The organism is Paraburkholderia sediminicola, assembly GCF_902859805.1.
GTDB classification, from domain to species: Bacteria; Pseudomonadota; Gammaproteobacteria; order Burkholderiales; family Burkholderiaceae; genus Paraburkholderia; species Paraburkholderia sediminicola.
Window position 1 is genome coordinate 180,870 of sequence record NZ_CADIKC010000001.1, and the last position, 18,929, is coordinate 199,798.

Annotated in this window: 17 protein-coding genes; 9 read left to right on the top strand and 8 right to left on the bottom strand. The window is 61.8% G+C overall.

All coding sequences use genetic code 11. The features are described 5' to 3' along the window. Positions 1-10: 10 nt before the first annotated feature. Positions 11-2,167: a tetratricopeptide repeat protein gene (locus R8871_RS00820; protein ID WP_175048609.1), complete on the bottom strand. Its 2,157-nt coding sequence runs from the start codon at positions 2,165-2,167 to the stop codon at positions 11-13. A gap of 271 nt (positions 2,168-2,438) precedes the next feature. On the opposite strand from R8871_RS00820, the gene R8871_RS00825 reads away from it, so the two are divergent. The 9 genes from R8871_RS00825 (at position 2,439) to R8871_RS00865 (ending at position 11,727) form a co-directional block, all read left to right on the top strand. Then, on the top strand, positions 2,439-2,840 hold the full coding sequence (locus tag R8871_RS00825; RefSeq protein WP_175048610.1) for a DUF2946 domain-containing protein: 402 nt from the start codon (positions 2,439-2,441) through the stop codon (positions 2,838-2,840). 82 nt (positions 2,841-2,922) lie between these two features. Further along, on the top strand, positions 2,923-5,304 hold the full coding sequence (locus R8871_RS00830; protein WP_175048611.1) for a TonB-dependent receptor: 2,382 nt from the start codon (positions 2,923-2,925) through the stop codon (positions 5,302-5,304). A 98-nt stretch (positions 5,305-5,402) separates the two neighbouring features. Further along, positions 5,403-6,896, top strand: a complete 1,494-nt coding sequence (locus tag R8871_RS00835; RefSeq protein WP_175048612.1) for a PepSY-associated TM helix domain-containing protein — start codon at positions 5,403-5,405, stop codon at positions 6,894-6,896. A 36-nt stretch (positions 6,897-6,932) separates the two neighbouring features. Next, complete coding sequence (locus R8871_RS00840; RefSeq protein ID WP_175048613.1) at positions 6,933-7,382, top strand: copper chaperone PCu(A)C; 450 nt, start codon at positions 6,933-6,935, stop codon at positions 7,380-7,382. A gap of 159 nt (positions 7,383-7,541) precedes the next feature. Next, on the top strand, positions 7,542-7,805 hold the full coding sequence (locus R8871_RS00845; protein WP_246287286.1) for a BufA1 family periplasmic bufferin-type metallophore: 264 nt from the start codon (positions 7,542-7,544) through the stop codon (positions 7,803-7,805). Between the two features lie 34 nt (positions 7,806-7,839). After that, entirely contained in the window at positions 7,840-8,739 is a 900-nt protein-coding gene (gene bufB / locus R8871_RS00850; protein WP_246287288.1) for an MNIO family bufferin maturase, read from the top strand. Next, positions 8,723-9,592 (top strand): HvfC/BufC N-terminal domain-containing protein, encoded by an 870-nt coding sequence (locus tag R8871_RS00855; RefSeq protein ID WP_246287291.1) that lies wholly within the window; start codon positions 8,723-8,725, stop codon positions 9,590-9,592. The genes bufB and R8871_RS00855 overlap by 17 nt, the downstream gene beginning before the upstream one ends. A 165-nt stretch (positions 9,593-9,757) precedes the next feature. Further along, the gene (locus R8871_RS00860) at positions 9,758-10,552 is read left to right on the top strand and encodes a DeoR/GlpR family DNA-binding transcription regulator (protein ID WP_175048615.1); all 795 of its coding nucleotides are present in this window, start codon (positions 9,758-9,760) and stop codon (positions 10,550-10,552) included. Continuing rightward, entirely contained in the window at positions 10,549-11,727 is a 1,179-nt protein-coding gene (locus tag R8871_RS00865; protein ID WP_175048616.1) for an MFS transporter, read from the top strand. The genes R8871_RS00860 and R8871_RS00865 overlap by 4 nt, the downstream gene beginning before the upstream one ends. On the opposite strand, the gene R8871_RS00870 is transcribed toward R8871_RS00865, so the two are convergent. From R8871_RS00870 to R8871_RS00900, 7 genes are all read right to left on the bottom strand, one after another. Beyond that, positions 11,650-12,543, bottom strand: coding sequence for a sterol desaturase family protein (locus tag R8871_RS00870; RefSeq protein ID WP_175048617.1), 894 nt, complete (start codon positions 12,541-12,543; stop codon positions 11,650-11,652). The genes R8871_RS00865 and R8871_RS00870 overlap by 78 nt on opposite strands. 345 nt (positions 12,544-12,888) lie before the next feature. Further along, complete coding sequence (locus R8871_RS00875; protein ID WP_175048618.1) at positions 12,889-14,241, bottom strand: VWA domain-containing protein; 1,353 nt, start codon at positions 14,239-14,241, stop codon at positions 12,889-12,891. A gap of 29 nt (positions 14,242-14,270) precedes the next feature. Beyond that, positions 14,271-14,912 (bottom strand): TadE/TadG family type IV pilus assembly protein, encoded by a 642-nt coding sequence (locus tag R8871_RS00880; protein ID WP_175048619.1) that lies wholly within the window; start codon positions 14,910-14,912, stop codon positions 14,271-14,273. A gap of 1 nt (position 14,913) precedes the next feature. After that, positions 14,914-15,423 (bottom strand): TadE/TadG family type IV pilus assembly protein, encoded by a 510-nt coding sequence (locus R8871_RS00885; RefSeq protein WP_175048620.1) that lies wholly within the window; start codon positions 15,421-15,423, stop codon positions 14,914-14,916. 63 nt (positions 15,424-15,486) lie between these two features. Then, on the bottom strand, positions 15,487-16,434 hold the full coding sequence (locus tag R8871_RS00890; RefSeq protein WP_175048621.1) for a type II secretion system F family protein: 948 nt from the start codon (positions 16,432-16,434) through the stop codon (positions 15,487-15,489). 75 nt (positions 16,435-16,509) lie between these two features. Then, entirely contained in the window at positions 16,510-17,487 is a 978-nt protein-coding gene (locus R8871_RS00895) for a type II secretion system F family protein (protein WP_175048622.1), read from the bottom strand. A 46-nt stretch (positions 17,488-17,533) separates the two neighbouring features. Further along, positions 17,534-18,910 (bottom strand): CpaF family protein, encoded by a 1,377-nt coding sequence (locus tag R8871_RS00900; RefSeq protein ID WP_175048623.1) that lies wholly within the window; start codon positions 18,908-18,910, stop codon positions 17,534-17,536. Positions 18,911-18,929: the final 19 nt, after the last annotated feature.

Sequence of the window (18,929 nt, forward strand, 5' to 3'; positions counted from 1 at the left end):
CCGGAAGAGTTCAGAGTTCGGTAGCGCGCTCAACGGCGAACCGCTCCAGACACGCCTGCCTGACTCTTTCGACCGACACGGCCCAGTCTTCGCCCACTGCCCGACGGAATAGCCGCAGCGTGTGCGGATACCACGGCGAATCGTTGCGTTCGTGCATCCAGCGCCAGTCGATGTCTTTCTCCGGCAGCATCACCCAGCATGGCTTGCCCAGCGACGCAGCCAGATGCGCCATGGACGTGTCCACGCAGATCACCAGATCGAGTTGTTCGATGATCGCGGCGCTGTCAGCGAAATCGTTCACTGCCGAGCCGAGTTCGAGCAGCGGCTGACCGGCGGGCGGGTTTTGCGCCTCGTCCTCGCCCTGGCCTTTTTGCAGACTCACGAAGCTCAGGCCCGGCACGCTCCAGAGCGGTGCGAGCGCGGCCAGCGTGGGGATCGACCGGTTTGCATCGTTATGGTGTTTCGCATTGCCTTTCCACACCAGCCCGATCTTGCGGCCGGGCGGCAGGGTCTCGAGCATCGGCCGCCATTTTTCGACGAGCGACGGCTCGGCCGCGAGACGGACCGGGCGCGGAATCGTGTCCACTACCGTACGCAAGTGCAGCGGCGCGCTGAGCAAGCTCGTCCAGCAGTCGTATGTCGATGCGGCTACATGGGCCAACGCCGTATCGTGATCGAGCACGGCATCCACACCGTCCACCGTAGCCATCAGCCGGTGCAAGGCAGGCTGGCACGCAAAGGCGATATGCGCGGCCCCTTGCGCCTTGAGCAGGGCGAAATAGCGGCTGAACTGGACCATGTCGCCGAGGCCGTCTTCCTGCCAGACCAGCAAGGATTTGTCGGCGAGCGAGTCGCCCGGCCATTGCGGACAGCTCAACATGGAACGCGTCTTGTGATGCACGAAACCCGGCTGGTCGTAGCGGCACTCGTACAGGCGCCAGCCCTCTTCAAAGCGGCCCATGCCGAGCACCAGCACAGCCAGACCGAACCTGGCGTCGCCGTAATCGGGGCGTAATGCGAGTGCCCGCAGGTAAGCGGCTTCGGCCTCCGGCAGCCGCTTGAGTTGCGCCAGCGCCGCGCCGACGTTGTAGTGAGCCTCGGCCAGATCCGGATGCAGCGCGAGCGCTTGTGCGAAGGCCTCGACAGCCTCCGGCAAACGGTCGAGCTGACGAAGCACGCAGCCCAGGTTGTTGTGCGCGTGAACGATGTCCGGCCGGCAGCGAATCGCCTCCCTGTAAGCCATTTCGGCTTCGGGCAGACGCTCCAGGCTGGTTAGCGCGAGGCCGAGGTTGTAGTGCGCCTCGGCATAGTTTGGGCGATGCGCGATTGCCGCACGGTACGCCGCCTCAGCCTCGGGCAGACGCTTGAGATCCGCCAGCACCGCGCCGAGGTTGAGGTGCGCCTCGGCGTAATCCGGGCGAATCGCCAGCGCGAGCCGGCAAGCCAGCTCGGCCTCGGGCAAACGGTACGTCGCCTTCAGTACGCCGCCGAGGTTATTGAGCGCTTCGGGATACTGGGGTTTGATGGTCAGTGCCTGCCGGTACGCGGCGTCCGCCTCGGCAACCCGGCCGAGTTCCATCAGCACGTTACCCAGGTTGTTGTGCGCCTCGGCATGTTCCGGCAGCCCGATCAGCGCCTCACGATAGGCCACTGCCGCCTCATCCAGGCGCCGCAGCTCGTGCAATACGATCGCCCGGTTGTAGTGCGCTTCTGCGTAGTCGGGGCGGATCGCGACCGCCTGACCATACGCTTCCTCCGCCTCTTCCCGGTAGCCCATCCCGTAGAGCACCGTGCCGAGATTGTTGTGCGCGTCGGCCTGGACGGGGCGCAGCGCGACCAGTTGACGATAGACCGCCTTGGCTGCCGACAGGCGGCCGTGCGATTTGAGCAGCATGCCGAGACTGCTGTACACCTCGGCATAGTCGGGTTTTGCGCGCAGACACTGGCGCCAGTAGGTTTCTGCGTCCGACAGATTGCCCATGCCGTACCAGCAGGCACCCGCAATATTCAACGCGTCGGCCCGTGCGTCTTCCTCCACTTCGTCTTGCGGTTCGAGGATCGGCTCCACCAGCGACCAGGCATCGGCGAATTGCCCGTTTTTGCAGAGCAATGCCGCCTGCTGATTGATGTCGGCTATCGAGGATGCGCTCGTCTGCGTGGCGGTCATGAGTCGTGGTAACGGGTTGCGGCGCTCGGGCCGGATCAATCGTGTTTTGCACGCCCTGTCCGGCGTTTTGCGTATCTGCGCGGCCGCGCAGGGGGACGAAGAGCCGGCAGGGAAAGCGGAACATTTACCACACAGATTAAGGGAAACGCTCAGGCTGTAACGCCCCGAAATGAGCCGGTTTCCGCCTTCTAATCCGGCGCTATAGACGGAATCACAGGAGAAAAGACCGCGCGGCAGTGCTAGAATCGCCCGCGTCTTTACGTTCACCACCATGACTCCACGCTCCCATAACCGCATGACCGCATGGCTTGGCCTGATCGCCATGTGGCTTGTCGTGTTCGCGCCGGTCGTGAGTCAGATGCTGGTATCGAACCGCGCGAACGAGCCCTACGCGGCGCTCTGTTCGGCGCTACAGCCGGCCAATCAAAGCCTGGTGAGCCAATCCACGCAGGCCAACCCGGCGCCTGTCCACCTCAGCCACGACGACGCCTTCGGCGCATGCGGCTACTGCCATCTGCTCCAGCATCACGTCGCCATGCCGAGCGTCGCAGCCGTTGAACCGCCGCTCGCGCTCGCGCTTGCCGGCACGGTGCCGCCCGCCCTCTCCACCCGCTTCACGCCGCTCGGCGCGTTCCCGTCCGGACGCCCAAGAGGCCCGCCCGCCGTTTCCTGATCGCTGTTGTTCCTGATCGCGCATTTGCCGCACCCGTTGAGGGGGCGCGCGATCGCCTGTCCAATGTATCAAGGAAACGTTCATGCTCAACTTCGCTCTGCGAAGGCTGCCCTTTTGCGCCCGGCGCATTCCCTCCGGCCGGCGGCCGCTGTCGTCGCTGTCGAATTTCCCGGCGTATTTTTCTGCGCTAGTTCCGGCCTTCGCACCGGCATTTATCGCCCCCCCGGCTCACGCGGAAAGCGCGCCTGCCGACGCCACGCTGCCTGCTGTTAGCGTCACCGCCAGCGCCAATGCCGTCGCCGCCCCGCGCGCCGTGGACCCTAACCTGCCGGCCTCCGTCGAGACCGTGACGCGCGAACAGTTCGACAACTGGAACGTCGTCAATACCGAAGACGTGTTGAAGTACATGCCGAACCTTGCCGTGCGCAAGCGTTTTATCGGCGATCTGAACTCGATCATCGCCGTACGCGGCACCAGCAATACGCAGAGCGCACGCGGTCTCGTTTACGCGGACGGCCTGCTGCTGAGCAATCTGCTCGGCAACAGTTATTCGTTTCCGCCGCGTTGGTCGATGGTGTTTCCCGACGAGATCCAGCAGGTCGACGTGATCTACGGACCGTTTTCCGCGCTCTATCCGGGCAATTCGCTAGGCGCCACGGTACTCATCAGCACCCGCATGCCGAAGAAGTTCGAAGCCGACGCGGACGTCAAAGCCTTCACCCAGCACTTCGGCCTGTTCGGTGTGAATCAGAATTTCAACGGCAGTGAGGCGAGCGCTTCGATCGGCGATCAGATCGGGAAGTTCTCGTATCGCCTGGGTGTGAATCACCTGGAGAACACGAGCCAGCCGCTGCAATTCGCCACGCTGGCCAAGTCGAGTACGCCCGCGAAAGCCGGCGACACACCGGTGACCGGCGCGTACTTCTACAACAACCAGACCAACACGCCGACTGCGGTGCTCGGCGTGAACGGCGAAGGGATCGAACACACCGTGCAGGACCAGTTCAAGCTGAAGATGCAGTACGACTTCACACCGACACTGCAAGCCGCCTTCACGCTCGGCTACTGGCACCAGACCTACAACAGCGCGACGTCGAGTTTCCTGCGCGATGCGAACGGCAATCCGGTATACAGCGGCAAAGTTGCGATCGGCGGCTACGAGTACACAATTCCGGCTGCCGCCCTCGCTCCGAGTCTCGGCTACAGCGAGAACTGGCTATACGGCCTCACGCTGAAGACGCGCAACGCCACCGGCTGGAATGGCGAAGCGATCGCTTCGTACTACGACGTCAGCAACAGCGTGGCACGCACCGCGAATTCGGGAGCGCCGGGCAACGGCCCCGGCACGGTGATCTTCGGCGACGGCACCGGCTGGAAAACGCTCGATCTGCGCACCACCTACACACCCGTCACGCCGCAAGCGGGCCTGACGAGTCACGCGCTGAGCTTCGGCTATCACTACGACAACTATTTCCTCGACAACGAGAGCTACAACACGCTGAACTGGCGCGACGGCGCGGCAACCTCGTTTGCCAACGCATTCAAGGGCAAGACGCAAACTCAGGCGCTGTACGCACAGGATGCCTGGCACTTTCTGCCGCGCTGGAAGCTGGTCTACGGCGTACGGTATGAAGACTGGCAAGCCTATGGCGGCTCGCAGGCGCTGCCGGGCAAAGCGTTCCCGTACAGCGACGCGAACCAGCATCATTTTTCGCCGAAGGCCTCGTTGTCGTTCGATGTCACTGACGATCTGACTTTGCGCGCATCGATTGGCCGCGCCTATCGCTTTCCGACGGTGGGCGAGATGTTCCAGGGGCAAATCAATGGCTCGTCGATCATCAACAACAATCCGAATCTGAAGCCCGAAGACGATCTCTCTAAAGAGTTGACCGCTGAATGGGCGCACTGGAACGGCGTGTTCCGCTTCTCGCTGTTTCAGGACGACGTGAAGAACACGATCTTCAGTCAGACCGATACGACCGTGATTCCGAACGTGACGAATTTCCAGAACATCGGCAAGGTGCGCTCGCGTGGCGTCGAAACGAGCTACTCGGGACAGGATGTATTCGTGCGCGGCCTCGATCTGCTGGCGAGCGTGGCGTACACGCAGTCGAAGATCATCGCGAACGCGCAGAACCCGGCGACGGTCGGCAAGTACTTCTATCGGATTCCGCTGTGGCGCGCGAATCTCGCCGCGACGTATCACATCGACGAACGTGCGGCGATCACGCTCGCCGCGCGCTACTCCGGCCGTGAATACAACACGCTCACCAATACCGACACCAATCCCAATGTATTCGGCGGCACCAGTTCGTACACGGTGGCGGACGCGAAATTCACGTTCAAGCCGACGAAGCTGAGTGAAGTCGGTATCGGCGTCGACAACATCTTCGACGCGCGCTACTTCGTCTATCACCCGTATCCGGGCCGCACGTTTTACGTCGAAGCGAAGTTGCGTATGTGAACACGCGATTGGCATGCGCGGTTTGCGCTCACGAGTTGCAAACCAGCGCATGCAGCGCTGCGCACCCGATCGACCCATTTCTGCTTCAGGAGGATTGAATGTCCACCACCACCGCACAACGCGCGACCTCGGCACCAGGCGCCGCGAACGCCGGCTACCGGACGCTCTGGCGCTGGCACTTTTACGCAGGACTCTTTGTGATGCCGTTTCTGGTCGTGCTCGCGATCACCGGCACGCTGTATTGCTTCCAGCCGCAAATCGAACCGCTGCTTTACCCGCACCGCCTGATCGTCGAACCGCAAGCCATGCCCAGGCTGACCGAAGACGCATTGCTCGCCAAAGCCCGCGCGGCGATGCCTGCCGACGCGCGCGCGGTGACGGCACCCATTGCGAGCGCACTGGAGCGCAGCACCGAGTTCATTTTTCGCCTCGCCGACGGCGAAAAACAGAGCGTCTATCTGAGCCCGTACAGCGGCGAAGTATTGGGCACGCTGAGCGTCGAGCACCGCTTCATGCAGGTGGACCGCATGCTTCACCGCAAGCTGCTGCTCGGCAAACCAGGTGAATTGCTGATGGAATTGGCCGCGTGCTGGACGCTAGTGATGATCGGCACCGGCATCGCACTCTGGTGGCCGCGTGAGAAGACCACCGCACGCGCGGCGCTGGTGCCGCGCTTCTCGCTGCGAGGACGTCCGCTCTGGAAGAATCTTCATGTCGTGATGGGTATCTGGCTCGCGCTCGGTGCGCTCATCTTCGTGCTGAGCGGTCTGCCGTGGACAGGCTCATGGGGTAAGCAGTTCAAAGCGCTCGCGACCGCCGCTAATCTTGGCGCGCCGCCGGGTTCGTGGGGTGGCTTGCCGTTGCGTTCTGCCCTGCCCGGCGTGCGTGCTGACAAGCATGCGGGTACTGCGGACGCAGGCGCCGAAACGCAGCAGGGCCACGGGGAACACAGCGCGCACCAGGCGAACATGGACTCGATGCCGGGCATGGTGATGGACGATCTGCCCTTGCCACTCACGCCGTGGGCTGTCGGCAACACGCCAGTGCCGCAATCCGCCGATGCGCACGCGGCGCAAGCGCTGCCGCTCGGACACATCGTTGACCTCGTCGCATCGCTGGGTGTTCAGAGCGGCTACGACATCGTGCTGCCTTCATCCGCGACAGGCGTCTACACCGTCTCGTACTTTCCCGCCGACCCGAAAGACGAGCGCACGCTGTACATCGACCAATACAGCGGCACGGTGCTGAAAGACATCCGTTACGGCGACTACGGCGCGGTGTCGAAGGCCGTGTCGTACGGCACGTCGTTGCATATGGGCCGCTATTTCGGCGTCGCCAATCAGATTCTCTGCGCTGTGATTTCGCTTGGCCTCGCGGGAATGGCTGTGACCGGCTTCGTGATGTGGTGGAAGCGCCGGCCGCAGCGCTCGCTCGGCGCACCCTCGCGCGAACGCGCCGCACCGCCGATGCGTGGCTGGAAAACCGGTCTCGTTCTGCTCGGCATAGTCTTTCCATTGATGGGCGCCACGCTACTCGCAGTGTGGCTTGCCGACCGTACTATTTTTGGCCGCGCTACGCGGCAACCTGCTTAACGCCTCATTTCCGCCGCTAAAAACAAGGAACACATCATGAAGACGTCACGCAACCTTCTCCTCGCCGCCTTGCTGTGCGGATCATCCGTTCAGGCCTTCGCCGGCGCCGCGGCAACCGTGAGCGTATCGGATTGCTGGATCCGCGCGTTGCCGGGTGACCTGCCATCGGGCGGCTATTTCAAGGCCGGCAATACGGGCGATCAACCGGTCAATCTCACCGGCATCAGCACTGAAGCTTTCGGCATGGCCATGCTGCATCAGACGCAAAGCCAGGGAAGCACGTCTTCCATGGCGATGGTCCATCAGGTGGCGGTGCCCGCGCACGGCTCGCTCGTCTTTGCACCGGGCAACTATCACGTGATGCTGGAACAGCCGAAACAGCCGCTCAAGATCGGCACGACGATCCCGCTGACGTTCTCGTTCAGCGACGGCGAGAAAGTCACCGCCTCCTGTGCCGTGAAAAGCGCGAGTACGATGAGCCAGTAACATGCCGGATAATTCATGCGGCAGGCTTAAAATCGGCTTACGTATGGCCCCGGCGCCACGAATCAGGCGCACCGTCCCAGCCCCGAAGCAGCCGATAGCGAAGCGACGGTTGAAATGGTGCGGCGAGTAATCCATCGCCGCTTACTCAGGAGAAGCAAATTGAACTCGAAACTTAGCCGGCCGGCATTGATCGCCGCGGCCCTCGCAGGACTCGCGGCCACCGGCATCAGCGCAGCGCATGCGGACGAGAGGGTTCAGTGCTTTGGCGTCGCCAAGGCCGGCCAGAACGACTGCGCGAGCAAGACCGGTGTGCACGGTTGCGCCGGTGAGGCCAAGGTCGACAACGACAAAGGCGACTTCAAGACCGTGCCGAAAGGAACCTGCCAGAAGATGGGCGGCAAGTTCGACGAACAGCATTCCTGATGCCCATGCGGCGCTCCTGTGCCAGTCGGGGCCGATGATGCATCCCCCCGTTCCTTCTGCCTGCGCGCCGCCCGGCATCGGTATCGGTTTGCGTCATGCCCATTACCGCGACTTCCTCGGTGCTACGCCGGCGGTCGACTGGGTCGAGGTGCACAGTGAAAACTATTTCGGCGACGGCGGCTTCGATTTGCACGTGCTCGACACCGTGCGACGCGACCTGCCCGTCAGTTTGCACGGGGTTGGTCTCGGGCTTGGCTCGGCGAAACAGCTCGACCTCGCTCACGTTGCGAAGCTCAAACGTCTGATCGAGCGAATCGAGCCGGCTGTCGTCTCTGAGCATCTTTGCTGGGGCGCGACATCGGCTGGCTATCTGAACGATCTTTTGCCGATGCCCTTGACTGAGGCGGCGCTCGCGCTGCTCTCCGTGCGTGTCAGCGAACTACAGGACGCGCTCGGCCGGCCGGTTCTATTGGAAAACGTCTCCACCTACGTTCGATTCCGCGACGATCAGTACGGCGAGACGGCATTTCTTGCCGAACTCGCGTCACGCACGGGTTGTGGCGTATTGCTCGACGTGAACAACCTGTATGTGAACCAATGCAATCATGGAAAGGACGCCGTCGCGGCCATGAACGCGCTGGCGATCGGCACGATTGGTGAAATTCATCTTGCTGGTCATCGCGTGACGGACATCGCCGTCATCGACGATCACGGCTCACGTGTCGCGAACGAAGTCTGGGCGCTTTATGAGTACGCACTGCAGCGGTTCGGTACGATACCGACGCTGATCGAGTGGGATACCGATGTACCGGCGTTAAGCGTTTTACTCGACGAGGCAGGTCGCGCACGCGATATCCAGAAAACCGTTCACGGCGGGCGATCGGCACTCAGCCCTTCGACTCAATACGAAGCCGGCAATGCGCACACCGCTTGAGTCACTGCAGCGCATGTTTGCCGAATCGCTTGAAGGCGAACAGCGGCCTGTGCTTTCGCAACTGCAATGCACGGGGCGTGGAGTCGATTACGCGGAAGGTCGCGCGGACAGTTCTGGATGCGCCGCTGAACAAACACCCGGCGTCAGCGGCGATGGCAATGGCGCCGCCAACGAACTCGCGGACAATCTGCGCCGACGCATCGACCTCTATCGGAGTAGCATTCGCGCCAATCAGCGGACCGCACTCGCGAGTGCGTATCCAGTCCTGTTAGCGCTAGTCGGCGAAGACTACTTCGATGCGTTGTCAGTGGTTTACGCAGAAGCCCATCCGTCACAGAGCGGCGACCTCAATCGCTTCGGCGCAGCGCTACCGGCTTTCATCGAAACCTACGAACAAGCCCCCCGTTTCCGCTATTTCGCCGACCTCGCGTGTCTCGAGTGGTCGCTGCATCTGGCCTACTTTGCCGCCGACGCTAACGCGCTCACGCAAGTGGAATGGGCCGCCATCCGCCCCGAGGAGTTGCTCGAAGCGAAACTGGCTGTGCATCCCGCCTGCGCGCTCATCGCTTCACCCTATGCGATTGCCGAGATCTGGGCAGCGCACCAGCCAGGCGGCTCCTTTCCGGCAAATCCCGAGTCACCGACCCATGCACTGGTCGTGCGACCACAATGGCGGCCGCAGATACTCGTTCAATGCCCCGCCGCACATGCTGCTTTCGATGCCTTGCAACGCGGAGCGACGCTCAATGACGCGCTCGACTCGGCGTTTGCAATCGATGCCGAATTCAATTTCACGTCGCAATGGCGCGCGTGGATCGCAGCCTCGGCGATTACAGGCCTCCAGCCCTTTTAAGCAGACCGCAGACCGCCCAGCCGGCGCCAGTGCCGGCGCCAGTGCCTTAACAACCTGCCGAACCTGTCCATCCAGAAGAATTTCGACCGCACCGTTGCCCTGTCCGCTCGTTTACGTTAAATTATGCTCGATTATGATCGTTTCGCAACCGAGCAGGGTAAAGTCATGCAACGAACGCGACAGGACGCAGTGGACGGGCTTCTGCCCGAGGAACGGGAGCGGCTGATTCTGGAACGGCTGCGGGCACAGGGCCGCGTATTGGCATCCGAACTCGCTGCCGAATTCCAAACATCTGAACATACGGTCCGCCGCCACTTGCGCGAGCTGGCCGATCAGGGCCATTGCAAGCGCGTGTATGGCGGCGCCCTGCTGATCTCGCCTGCCGGCGTAGACGCCTCGGTCCGCATGCACGAAGCCGTGGATCGCAAGGCCTGCCTCGCCGTCGTCGCTGCGTCCATCGTCCGGCCCAAGCAGATCATTTTGCTGGACACCGGGTCGACCAACGTCGCGATTGCCGCGGCACTCCCGGACAACGCCGATCTAACCGTCGTGACGAACTCGCCCGAGGCTTGCGCGCGGCTCCTGAACCGGCCGGGCTTCGACATCATTCTTGTCGGCGGCCGCATCGCGCGGCACGCAGCCGGCGCGACCGGCGCCACAGCCTTGCTGCAGATCCAGCAGATCAAGGCCGACCTCTGCTTTCTGGGTGCGTGCGCGTTCGATCCAGACGAAGGCGTCGCCGCGTTCGACGCTGAAGAGGCCGAACTCAAACGGGCGATGGTGCAGGCAAGCAGCCAGGTCGCCATCGCCGTCACTTCGGAAAAACTGATGACTGCTGCGCCGTTTTACGTTGCGCCGGCGCGCGCCGTGGACCACCTGTTCGTCGAAGCGGATGTGACGGCCGCGCGGCGTGCCCAACTCGCAGCGGTGTGCGACAACGTGATGGTGGCGCGCTCATGAAAGTACTCGCTAATCCGGCCGGCACATCGTTCACGAAACCGCTCAAGGAGCGGGTCGCCACCCTCGGCGTGTTTCTCGCCAATGGATTCGGGATCGGCGCCTGGGCAGTCGAAGTGCCGCGCATCAAGGAAAGCCTGTCGCTCAGCGACACGTCGTTGGGGATCGCGTTGTTCGCCTTCGCGCTAGGGGCCATCATTGCGATGCCGCTGGCCGGACAGCTGGCGCCGCGCTTCGGCAGCGGCCGGGCCACCGCGCTGCTCGGCGCTGCGTTTGTCATCGCGCTGCCGCTGCCCGCCTTCGCACCGAACCTGGCGACGCTGTGTATCGTGCTCCTCGCGCTCGGCGCAGCGAACGGCGCGCTCGACGTCTCGATGAACGGCCACGCCAGCACAATCGAAACGCAGTGGAAGTCGCCCATCATGTCGTCGTTTCATGCGGCGTGGAGTGCGGGCGGCCTGCTCGGCGCGGCGACGGGCGCCATGCTTCAGAAAAACGGTATTGGCGTAATCGGCGCTCTCGCGCTGCCGGACGTTTTCATCGCCGTCCTCATGGCCGCTGCAGCGATGCTGGCATTGCGTGATCTCGGTCCGCGCGCGGCCGCGTCCTCGAGTGGCTTCGCATTGCCCAACGCCAAAGTGATGAAGCTTGCGCTGCTCGCGTTCCTTTGCATGATGGTGGAAGGCGCGGTGGCTGACTGGAGCGCGGTGTATTTGCGCGCTACCTTGACCGAAGCGGCCAGCGTCGCGGCGGTCGGCTATTCCGCGTTTGCATTCTCGATGGCGGCTTGCCGCATCGTCGGCGATGTGTCCGTGCGGCGCTTCGGTTCGAACAAGGTGGTCGGCTTCGGCGGCCTGCTGGCGGCGGCCGGACTCGCGCTGGTGTTGAGCCTGCCGACCGTGCTCACGGCTTGCGTGGGCTTTGCCATGGTCGGCGTCGGTCTCGCGAATATCGTCCCGGTGATTTTCAGCGCGGCGGGCCGCTCGACCGATACGCCGGCTGTTGGTGTTTCGATGGCGGCCACCGCGGGTTATGCCGGTTTTTTGGTGGGTCCGCCGTTGATCGGACTCGGTGCAGGTTTGCTTGGCTTGCGCGTGGCGCTATGCGTGCTCGTCGTGGCTACCATGGTTGTTTGTTTGACGGGGGGCAAGGCGGTGCGTGGTGGGAGTGCTGGTTAGAACACGCCGGGCTTGCGAAAGCAGCGGCCAGCTCAGCGCGCCCAGCAGTGAACGCGGTTGCGCGCCGTCGTCCAGACCGGTGGCCGGCCATTCGTGCTTCGAGGGCACCCAGAGGGTGCCGAACAGGTGATCCCACAGCGGCAGTAATTGCGTGAAGTTGTGGTCGTAATGCTCGGTGCGATTCGAGTGATGCAGGCGATGGTATTGCGGATTGTTGACCCACGTCGTGAAGCGCCCCAGGTCGATGCGCAGATTCATATGCGCGAAGTAATTGCCGAACATGAAAATGATCCCGGTCACGCCGACGATCCACGGCTCGACCCTGAACAGCACGCCGACCACTGGATAGAGCAGGCATCCCTTGAGGAGCACCTCGAGCCAGTGATGCCTGAACGTCACCGTGATATTGAACTCGGCGGCACTGTGGTGCAGTGAATGCAGCTTCCACAGCACAGGCCATGCATGCTGCAAGCGGTGAAACGCATACTCCAGCACATCGAACGTCAATAGTACGATTACGATGGACGCCAACGCGCCCCATCCCCGCGAGGCCAGCACGACCCAGCCTCCGCCGAGCGCATTGACTAATGCGACACTGATCATCGCCATGAGCGGCCGCATGACTTCCGCGAATGCCATATACAGCGCCGCGTAGGCGACGTTAAAGCGCATCCCGGCGCGCGATTGCAATAAGTCGGCCGGCCAGCGGCGCTCCAGTGCCCCGCCCACGCCCATCATCAGCAGGGCGAGCGCGAAGGCGCCCAGCCAGTGGCTCGCGTGGTGCAGCAGTTCAGAAAATCCGCCCGATGCAAACATGTGATTTCCCAGTCAATACGGTACGCTCAATCGCCTGGCCGCCCAACCTGGCCCGCGCAGGGTCGAGAACATTGGCCCATGACCTGCGGCGCGAACTGGCACGCTTACACGATCATATTCTGCAAACCGAAGTTCGTCAGCAGGAAGCCGATGTCCGCGATGAATTAGCCGAGACACATTGGCTGCCGGACGAACCGGTACGCGCGTGACCAGCGACATGTCCACTGTCACGCATGAGGCCGCCACGAGCAACAGCAGTGTGATGCGTGTGGGCGCCGCGGCAGTTTCGCACGCGTTACCCGGCATGGTGTGGGCGCTCACTGGAGAGTCGGTGTCATGGTGCGCTCACTGCGAAATACGAAGGATTTGCGACGCCAGCTGCGAAAAGCATGGCGCCAGGTCCCCGGGTGTCGCCGCGTGGCAATACACGCCTACCGGCTGCTTCGAGTTGTAGCAGCGCGGTAGCGAATCGGGTGTATTCGCCATGCATTTGAGAACGTCCTGGCCCAACTCGTTATCGGGGCCTGCGGGTTGCACTAGCTGCGGGCCCAAGCCGAGCGTGAACACATAGATGTTGTTGTTGCGTGCGTCCGCTGCCATCGCTTCGAGCAGGTTGCGTGAGGCTCGATTGACATTCTGATAGGTGACGGCCGCCGTGACAACGCGCGGACTATTCGTGATGATCGGAAAGGTCGTGTCGGTCGGATTGTGCGCATTGTAGTAGGCGGGAAGTGACGGGATGAAACTGCTCGAATCGCCCTCCAGATCCGAGTCGTAACACGGCGAACTAAACGCTGTCTGCAACTGATCGAAGCGCCACAGCCCGCTCATCTTGCCTTTACTGTCGGGCGACGCTATCGTGCCAACGAGGTTGTTACACGCCTTGGCCTTCTTCGCAAACGTAAACGCCGACGCAAAGCTATTCGGCGCACCATCGGAAAAGAACACGATCACGCGTAGACTCGACGGATTCTGCAACTTGTTCATCTGATTACGCGCATTCCAGAACGCTTCCGAGGAATTGGTGCTGCCAGAGAAGCTATATTTCTGGATTTGCGACGTCATCGTCGCGCGCTCGAAACCACGTGAGCTGTCCAGTTTGAACGGCGTGTCGATGATAGTGCCGTAAGCGAAATGCATCAGGGCGACCCGGTCGTTCGTGATGTCAAAGCTGTTCAGGAACGAGATGGCGTTCGCTCGCACCACGGGTGGCTCGGTCGGGTCCGTTCCCATCGACCCAGTCGTATCGATCACAAACGCCATATCGAGCGTCTTGCGGATCGCCTGCGAAGATGCGCTAACGTTCAGCACCTTGAACCCAAGCGTCTGCATGAAGGTGACCGGCACCTGGGCCTGCGCCGACATGCCGATCGTCACGGTCCCCTGATTATCGAACACGACTGAGGGCGTACCGGCCGTTGCCGTCGAGCCGAGAAAGCCGGCCGGATAGTTGGCCGCAAAAAACGCATTGGCGGCCTGCGTCGCGTTCGTGGTCTGCTCTGACTTATTGTTGCCGCGCGTGACGGCCTGGCCCGCGGCGACTACCGCGCCGTCGGTGGCGGCATCGAGCCGCGCCCGAATCATGTAGCCGAGACCCGAATCGATTGCGAGGCCAACAATGCCCAGCAACGCGACCAGCGATACCGCGACAAGGATACTGATCGAGCCTTTCTGATGTTTGCATGGCGCTGTTTTCATTCCATCCCCCGACCTGCTTTTATTTTGAATCAGAACACCGTCATCGCATACAGATTCGGCGACAGCGCCGGTGTCGTGACACCGCCACCCAGATTTAACGATCCGATCAGCGGTGTTTGCAGATAAAACGCTTCGACGGCGTACGCAATCTGCCCGCTCGATAGGTTGCCTTGCAACAGATTCACGACCGGCGAGTTGCTGCCTGGCGCGGGCAAGCCGCTGCAACTACCCGTGCCATCGGTGGCCCAGCTCGTGCTCGTGCCGCTGCTGCTGCCACAGGTCCACAGTTTGCTTGCCGGAAAGTAGTTGCCGCCGGTCCAGCGATACTGCGCGACCACCACCCCGGTGCAGTTGTTGCCGTTGGCGTCGCAGTTGTTGTTGCCCATGATCTCAGTGATGTAGACCATGCCGTTCGCGTTCATGTTGAGCGGCGGCGTGGTCGCGGTGAGCGACGACATGATGGTCTGCATCGGATACGTCAGAGACGCGCGCGACGACAGGTTCGCCCCTTCGCGGCTCACGCTGATCAGAATCATCTGCGCCTGGATGTTGCGCGCGACGTCGACGACCGGCAGCGCAAGCGCAACGAGTATCGGCAGCAATAGCGCCAGTTCCACGCTGACGATACCCGTGGCCTTGCCGCGGCTCCTCCCCCATGGTTTTGTCTTCATGTTAGAAGCCCTCGTTGCGCATCGTCGTCGCGACGCTAAAGCTATATTGGCCTCCGGCGAAGAACGGGCTGACCAACGGCGTCAGCAACGGCCAGATGCAATTGATCTGCAACACCACGATGTCGCCAGGACTGCCGAACATGCTGGATCCGTAGCTCGCCTGGGTGTTATAGCTTTGCGTCACGCCGTTGATCGTAATCGTATAGCTGGGTGACACCATGTTGTACAAACCCATTGAACTATCCTTGATCTCCTGGACGATCGCGAGATAACGCTGCTGATTGGTCGCGTTCGGGTCGAGGTTGCTTTGACCGGTCACTGAATAGCGTGCGCCCTCGCGCACTGCATATTGCATCGTCAGGTTGACCCACAGCGCGATCCCCAAATCCATCGCAATGCACAGCAGCAGAAGCAGCACCGGAGCAAGCAGCGCAAACTCAACAGTGACGACACCACGCTGTTTGAGCGTTCGCTTCGGCGCTTGCTTCAATTGCGGACGAGCAATTTTCATATCGTCTCCTCGTTGAGGGTCACCAGGTATCGTCATCGAGGCCGGCATGGGGTCCATGCTTCCCTAGATGCCACTCATCGTGGGCACCAGCTGGCGTATCACCTGGATCGCTGCCGGACCAATCAATACCGTAACCAATGCGGGAAAGATAAAGAACATCAGCGGAAACAGTAACTTGAGCGCGATCTTGGCAGCCTTCTCTTCAGCGCGCATGCGGCGTTTGGTGCGCAGGTTGTCTGTATAGACACGCAGCGAATCGCCGACGCTGGTGCCGAATCGATCGGCCTGAATCAGCATCGCAGCGAGCGTGTCGATATCTTCGACGCCGGTGCGCAGCGACAGGTTGCGCAGCGCCTTATCGCGTCCCGAACCGGCACGCAGTTCGAGCAACACCAACTCGAATTCGTCTTTCAGCGCGTGGCTTCTTACGCCGATTTCCCGTGTGACGCGCATCATAGCCGCGTCGAGGCCAAGGCCGGCCTCCACACAGACGGTCATCAGATCAAGCGCATCAGGCAGATCCTCGAACAGCTTGCGCTGCCGTTGTTCGATCATGCGTGAAAGGACCAGGTTCGGCAGATAGAAACCGAGCGCCGACGCAGCGAGCACTGCAAGCAGCAGCAACATGCGCCGCTCAGGGGTGAACAGGCTTCCGCAAAAAATCAGGGCTATGGCCGGCAACACCAGCGCCAGCAGGGTCTTCGCGGCGAAATAAAGCGCCGGGGCGGACGGATTGCGGATGCCTGCATTGGCAAACCGCAACCGGAGCGTCGACTTGTCCCAATCTTCTTTCGGCAAAGAAAGTTTTGCGACATGGTGGGACATTTTCGTGACGGTTTCGACCCACGTATTCTGTTTGCCCGAGTCGGACTCGTCGAGGGACGCCGGTGCACCGACATGATCGATACGCCGTTGCAATGGATCGGGCCGCAACAGCATCATCGCCTTCAGCATGGCGCCGAACACTATGAGAAACATCAGGCCCAGCATGACGATTTGTTCGGTTCTCATGGTCTGCGGGCTGCCCCGCCCTCCTCGATTCGTTGTTACCCGATGCGCCGGCTTGAAATCGTTCCGATCCCGCGACTACACGCGGATACGTATCACCTTGCGCATCCACAAGATGCCGAATAGCATCATCGTGAGCGCAGACACGGCAAGACGGATGCCGGTCGGATCGGCCCAGAACACTTTGATATATCCCGGGTTGAGCAGGGACAGTACCCCTACGACGACGAACGGCAGCAAGCCGAGAATCCATGCCGACAGCCGCCCCTCCGCCGACAGCACTCGCACCTTGCCCAGCAGCTTCAGGCGCTCGCGAATAATGTTGCTGATGCAACCGAGGATCTCCGCGAGGTTGCCACCCGCCTCGCGCTGGATCAGCACGGCGATCACAAAATAACGAAGATCGTCCACCGGCACCCGGTTCACCATGTTCAGCAGCGCATCGTTCATCGACACGCCGTAATTGATCTCGTCGAATGCCAGCGCAAACTCTCCGCCAAGTGGATTGGGAAGTTCTTCGCCGACCATCCCAAGCGCAGCGGGAAACGAGTGCCCGGCGCGCAGCGCACGGCCAATCAGATCGGCGGCGTCCGGCAGTTGTCGCTCCAGCTGCAACACACGTTTGCCGCGCTTGCGGCGCAGGACCATCAGCGGCAGCAGCGCGCTCGCGCCGGCGAGTCCGAGCATCACGGTCCATGGCACATGCAGCACGAATCCGATGAACAGCCCCGTGAGCCCGGACAGGAGCGCATAGGTCACAAAACGCGCTACCGACCACGTGAGCCCCGACTGTTGCAACTGGCGGTCAAGCGTATGCACGCGCGGCAAAACCAGCAGAAGCCGGGTGAGCGCTGGCGATTCGCTCAGCATGCGTTGCTTCAGAATCGACAGTTGCTCCGCGCTCACATTGCCGCCCGCGGACAATGCGCGGATGCGCTCGTCCATGCGCTTGACGACAGGGCCATGATGGCTGCTCCAGAACAGGTAGATGCTCTCGATCAGCAGCACGATCGCCAGAAACGCCAGAACCGCGAAACCGATAAACGATGTGTTCATGCTCGACTCCTTGGACGACGCGGACCTTGCGGTTCGCGTCGTGTGCTTACACGTCCAGATGCCGCGTGGGATCGAACATCTGATCGGGCAGCGTGATACCGAAGCCGGCCAGCCGGTCGCAGAACTTCGGGCGAACGCCGGTCGCGCAGAAGTAACCTTTGATCATGCCGTTTTCGTCGACACCGGTACGCTTGAACGTAAAGATCTCCTGCATGTTGATGATGTCGCCCTCCATGCCGGTGATTTCCTGAATGCTCATCAACTTGCGGCGGCCATCCGTGAGCCGCGACGCCTGCACGACCACCGTGATCGCCGAGGCGATCTGCTGGCGGATCGCCTTGATCGGCATCGTCAGGCCGGCCATGCCAACCATGTTTTCCAGCCGTGTCAAACCATCGCGCGGTGTATTCGCATGCAGCGTCGCCATCGAACCTTCGTGGCCGGTGTTCATCGCGTGCAGCATGTCAAGCGCTTCGGCGCCCCGCACCTCGCCCAGTACGATGCGATCGGGCCGCATCCGCAGCGCATTGCGCACCAGCGAACGCTGCGAAATTTCGCCCTTGCCTTCAATATTCGGCGGACGCGTTTCGAGGCGCAGCACGTGTTGCTGGCGCAGTTGCAGTTCCGCCGCGTCTTCGATCGTGACAATCCGCTCGTCGTCGGGAATGAAACCGGACAGCAGATTCAGCAAGGTCGTTTTGCCGCTGCCAGTGCCGCCCGAAATCAGCACGTTGAGCTTCGACTTGATCAGCGCTTCGAGTAGTTGCGCCATCGCCGGCGTGAAGCTCTGGTTGTTCACCATATCGGTCACGGTCAGCGGATTCACCGCGAAGCGGCGAATTGACACCAGGGGGCCGTCGATCGCCGACGGCGGAATGATCGCGTTGACGCGTGAGCCGTCCGGCAGGCGTGCATCGACCATCGGTGTCGATTCGTCGATGCGCCGGCCTACCCGTGAGACGATCCGCTCGATGATTTTCATCAAATGAGCATCATCGTAGAAGGTCACGTCGGTGTGTTCGAGGCGGCCGCGGCGTTCGACGTACACGTGCTGTGACGTGTTGACCAGAATGTCGGAAATGGTCGGATCGCTAAGCAGCGGTTCGAGCGGCCCGAGTCCGACCATCTCGTCATGCACGTCCTGCGCAAGCCGGCGGCGCTCCAGCTCGTTCATCGGAATCTTGTCTTCCTCGACAATGCGCTCGACGAGTTGCGCCAGTTCGCGCTTGACTTGCTCAGGTGAAAGGCGTTGCAGCTTGTCCAGTTCGACGCGCTCGATGATCGTTTGATGAATATTCATCTTGAGCTGCTGATACGCGCGCCGCGCCGCAAGGCTCTCGGCGGCGACGCCTGCCGCTGCCGCGCCCGCCGTATCTGCCGGCATAAATCCGTTCTGGATCGACATCTGTTCGCGCAATGACATGATGGTCTCCGCTGCCGTT

Bases quoted from the DNA above. Each gene is read 5' to 3' on its own strand.
- R8871_RS00895 (WP_175048622.1), bottom strand. From the start codon at position 17,487: ATGAACACATCGTTTATCGGTTTCGCGGTTCTGGCGTTTCTGGCGATC.
- R8871_RS00900 (WP_175048623.1), bottom strand. From the start codon at position 18,910: ATGTCATTGCGCGAACAGATGTCGATCCAGAACGGATTTATGCCGGCA.
- R8871_RS00855 (WP_246287291.1), top strand. From the start codon at position 8,723: ATGCGCACACCGCTTGAGTCACTGCAGCGCATGTTTGCCGAATCGCTT.
- R8871_RS00880 (WP_175048619.1), bottom strand. From the start codon at position 14,912: ATGAAGACAAAACCATGGGGGAGGAGCCGCGGCAAGGCCACGGGTATC.
- R8871_RS00835 (WP_175048612.1), top strand. From the start codon at position 5,403: ATGTCCACCACCACCGCACAACGCGCGACCTCGGCACCAGGCGCCGCG.
- bufB (WP_246287288.1), top strand. From the start codon at position 7,840: ATGATGCATCCCCCCGTTCCTTCTGCCTGCGCGCCGCCCGGCATCGGT.
- R8871_RS00820 (WP_175048609.1), bottom strand. From the start codon at position 2,167: ATGACCGCCACGCAGACGAGCGCATCCTCGATAGCCGACATCAATCAG.
- R8871_RS00830 (WP_175048611.1), top strand. From the start codon at position 2,923: ATGCTCAACTTCGCTCTGCGAAGGCTGCCCTTTTGCGCCCGGCGCATT.
- R8871_RS00875 (WP_175048618.1), bottom strand. From the start codon at position 14,241: ATGAAAACAGCGCCATGCAAACATCAGAAAGGCTCGATCAGTATCCTT.
- R8871_RS00870 (WP_175048617.1), bottom strand. From the start codon at position 12,543: ATGTTTGCATCGGGCGGATTTTCTGAACTGCTGCACCACGCGAGCCAC.
- R8871_RS00885 (WP_175048620.1), bottom strand. From the start codon at position 15,423: ATGAAAATTGCTCGTCCGCAATTGAAGCAAGCGCCGAAGCGAACGCTC.
- R8871_RS00825 (WP_175048610.1), top strand. From the start codon at position 2,439: ATGACTCCACGCTCCCATAACCGCATGACCGCATGGCTTGGCCTGATC.
- R8871_RS00860 (WP_175048615.1), top strand. From the start codon at position 9,758: ATGCAACGAACGCGACAGGACGCAGTGGACGGGCTTCTGCCCGAGGAA.
- R8871_RS00890 (WP_175048621.1), bottom strand. From the start codon at position 16,434: ATGAGAACCGAACAAATCGTCATGCTGGGCCTGATGTTTCTCATAGTG.
- R8871_RS00865 (WP_175048616.1), top strand. From the start codon at position 10,549: ATGAAAGTACTCGCTAATCCGGCCGGCACATCGTTCACGAAACCGCTC.
- R8871_RS00840 (WP_175048613.1), top strand. From the start codon at position 6,933: ATGAAGACGTCACGCAACCTTCTCCTCGCCGCCTTGCTGTGCGGATCA.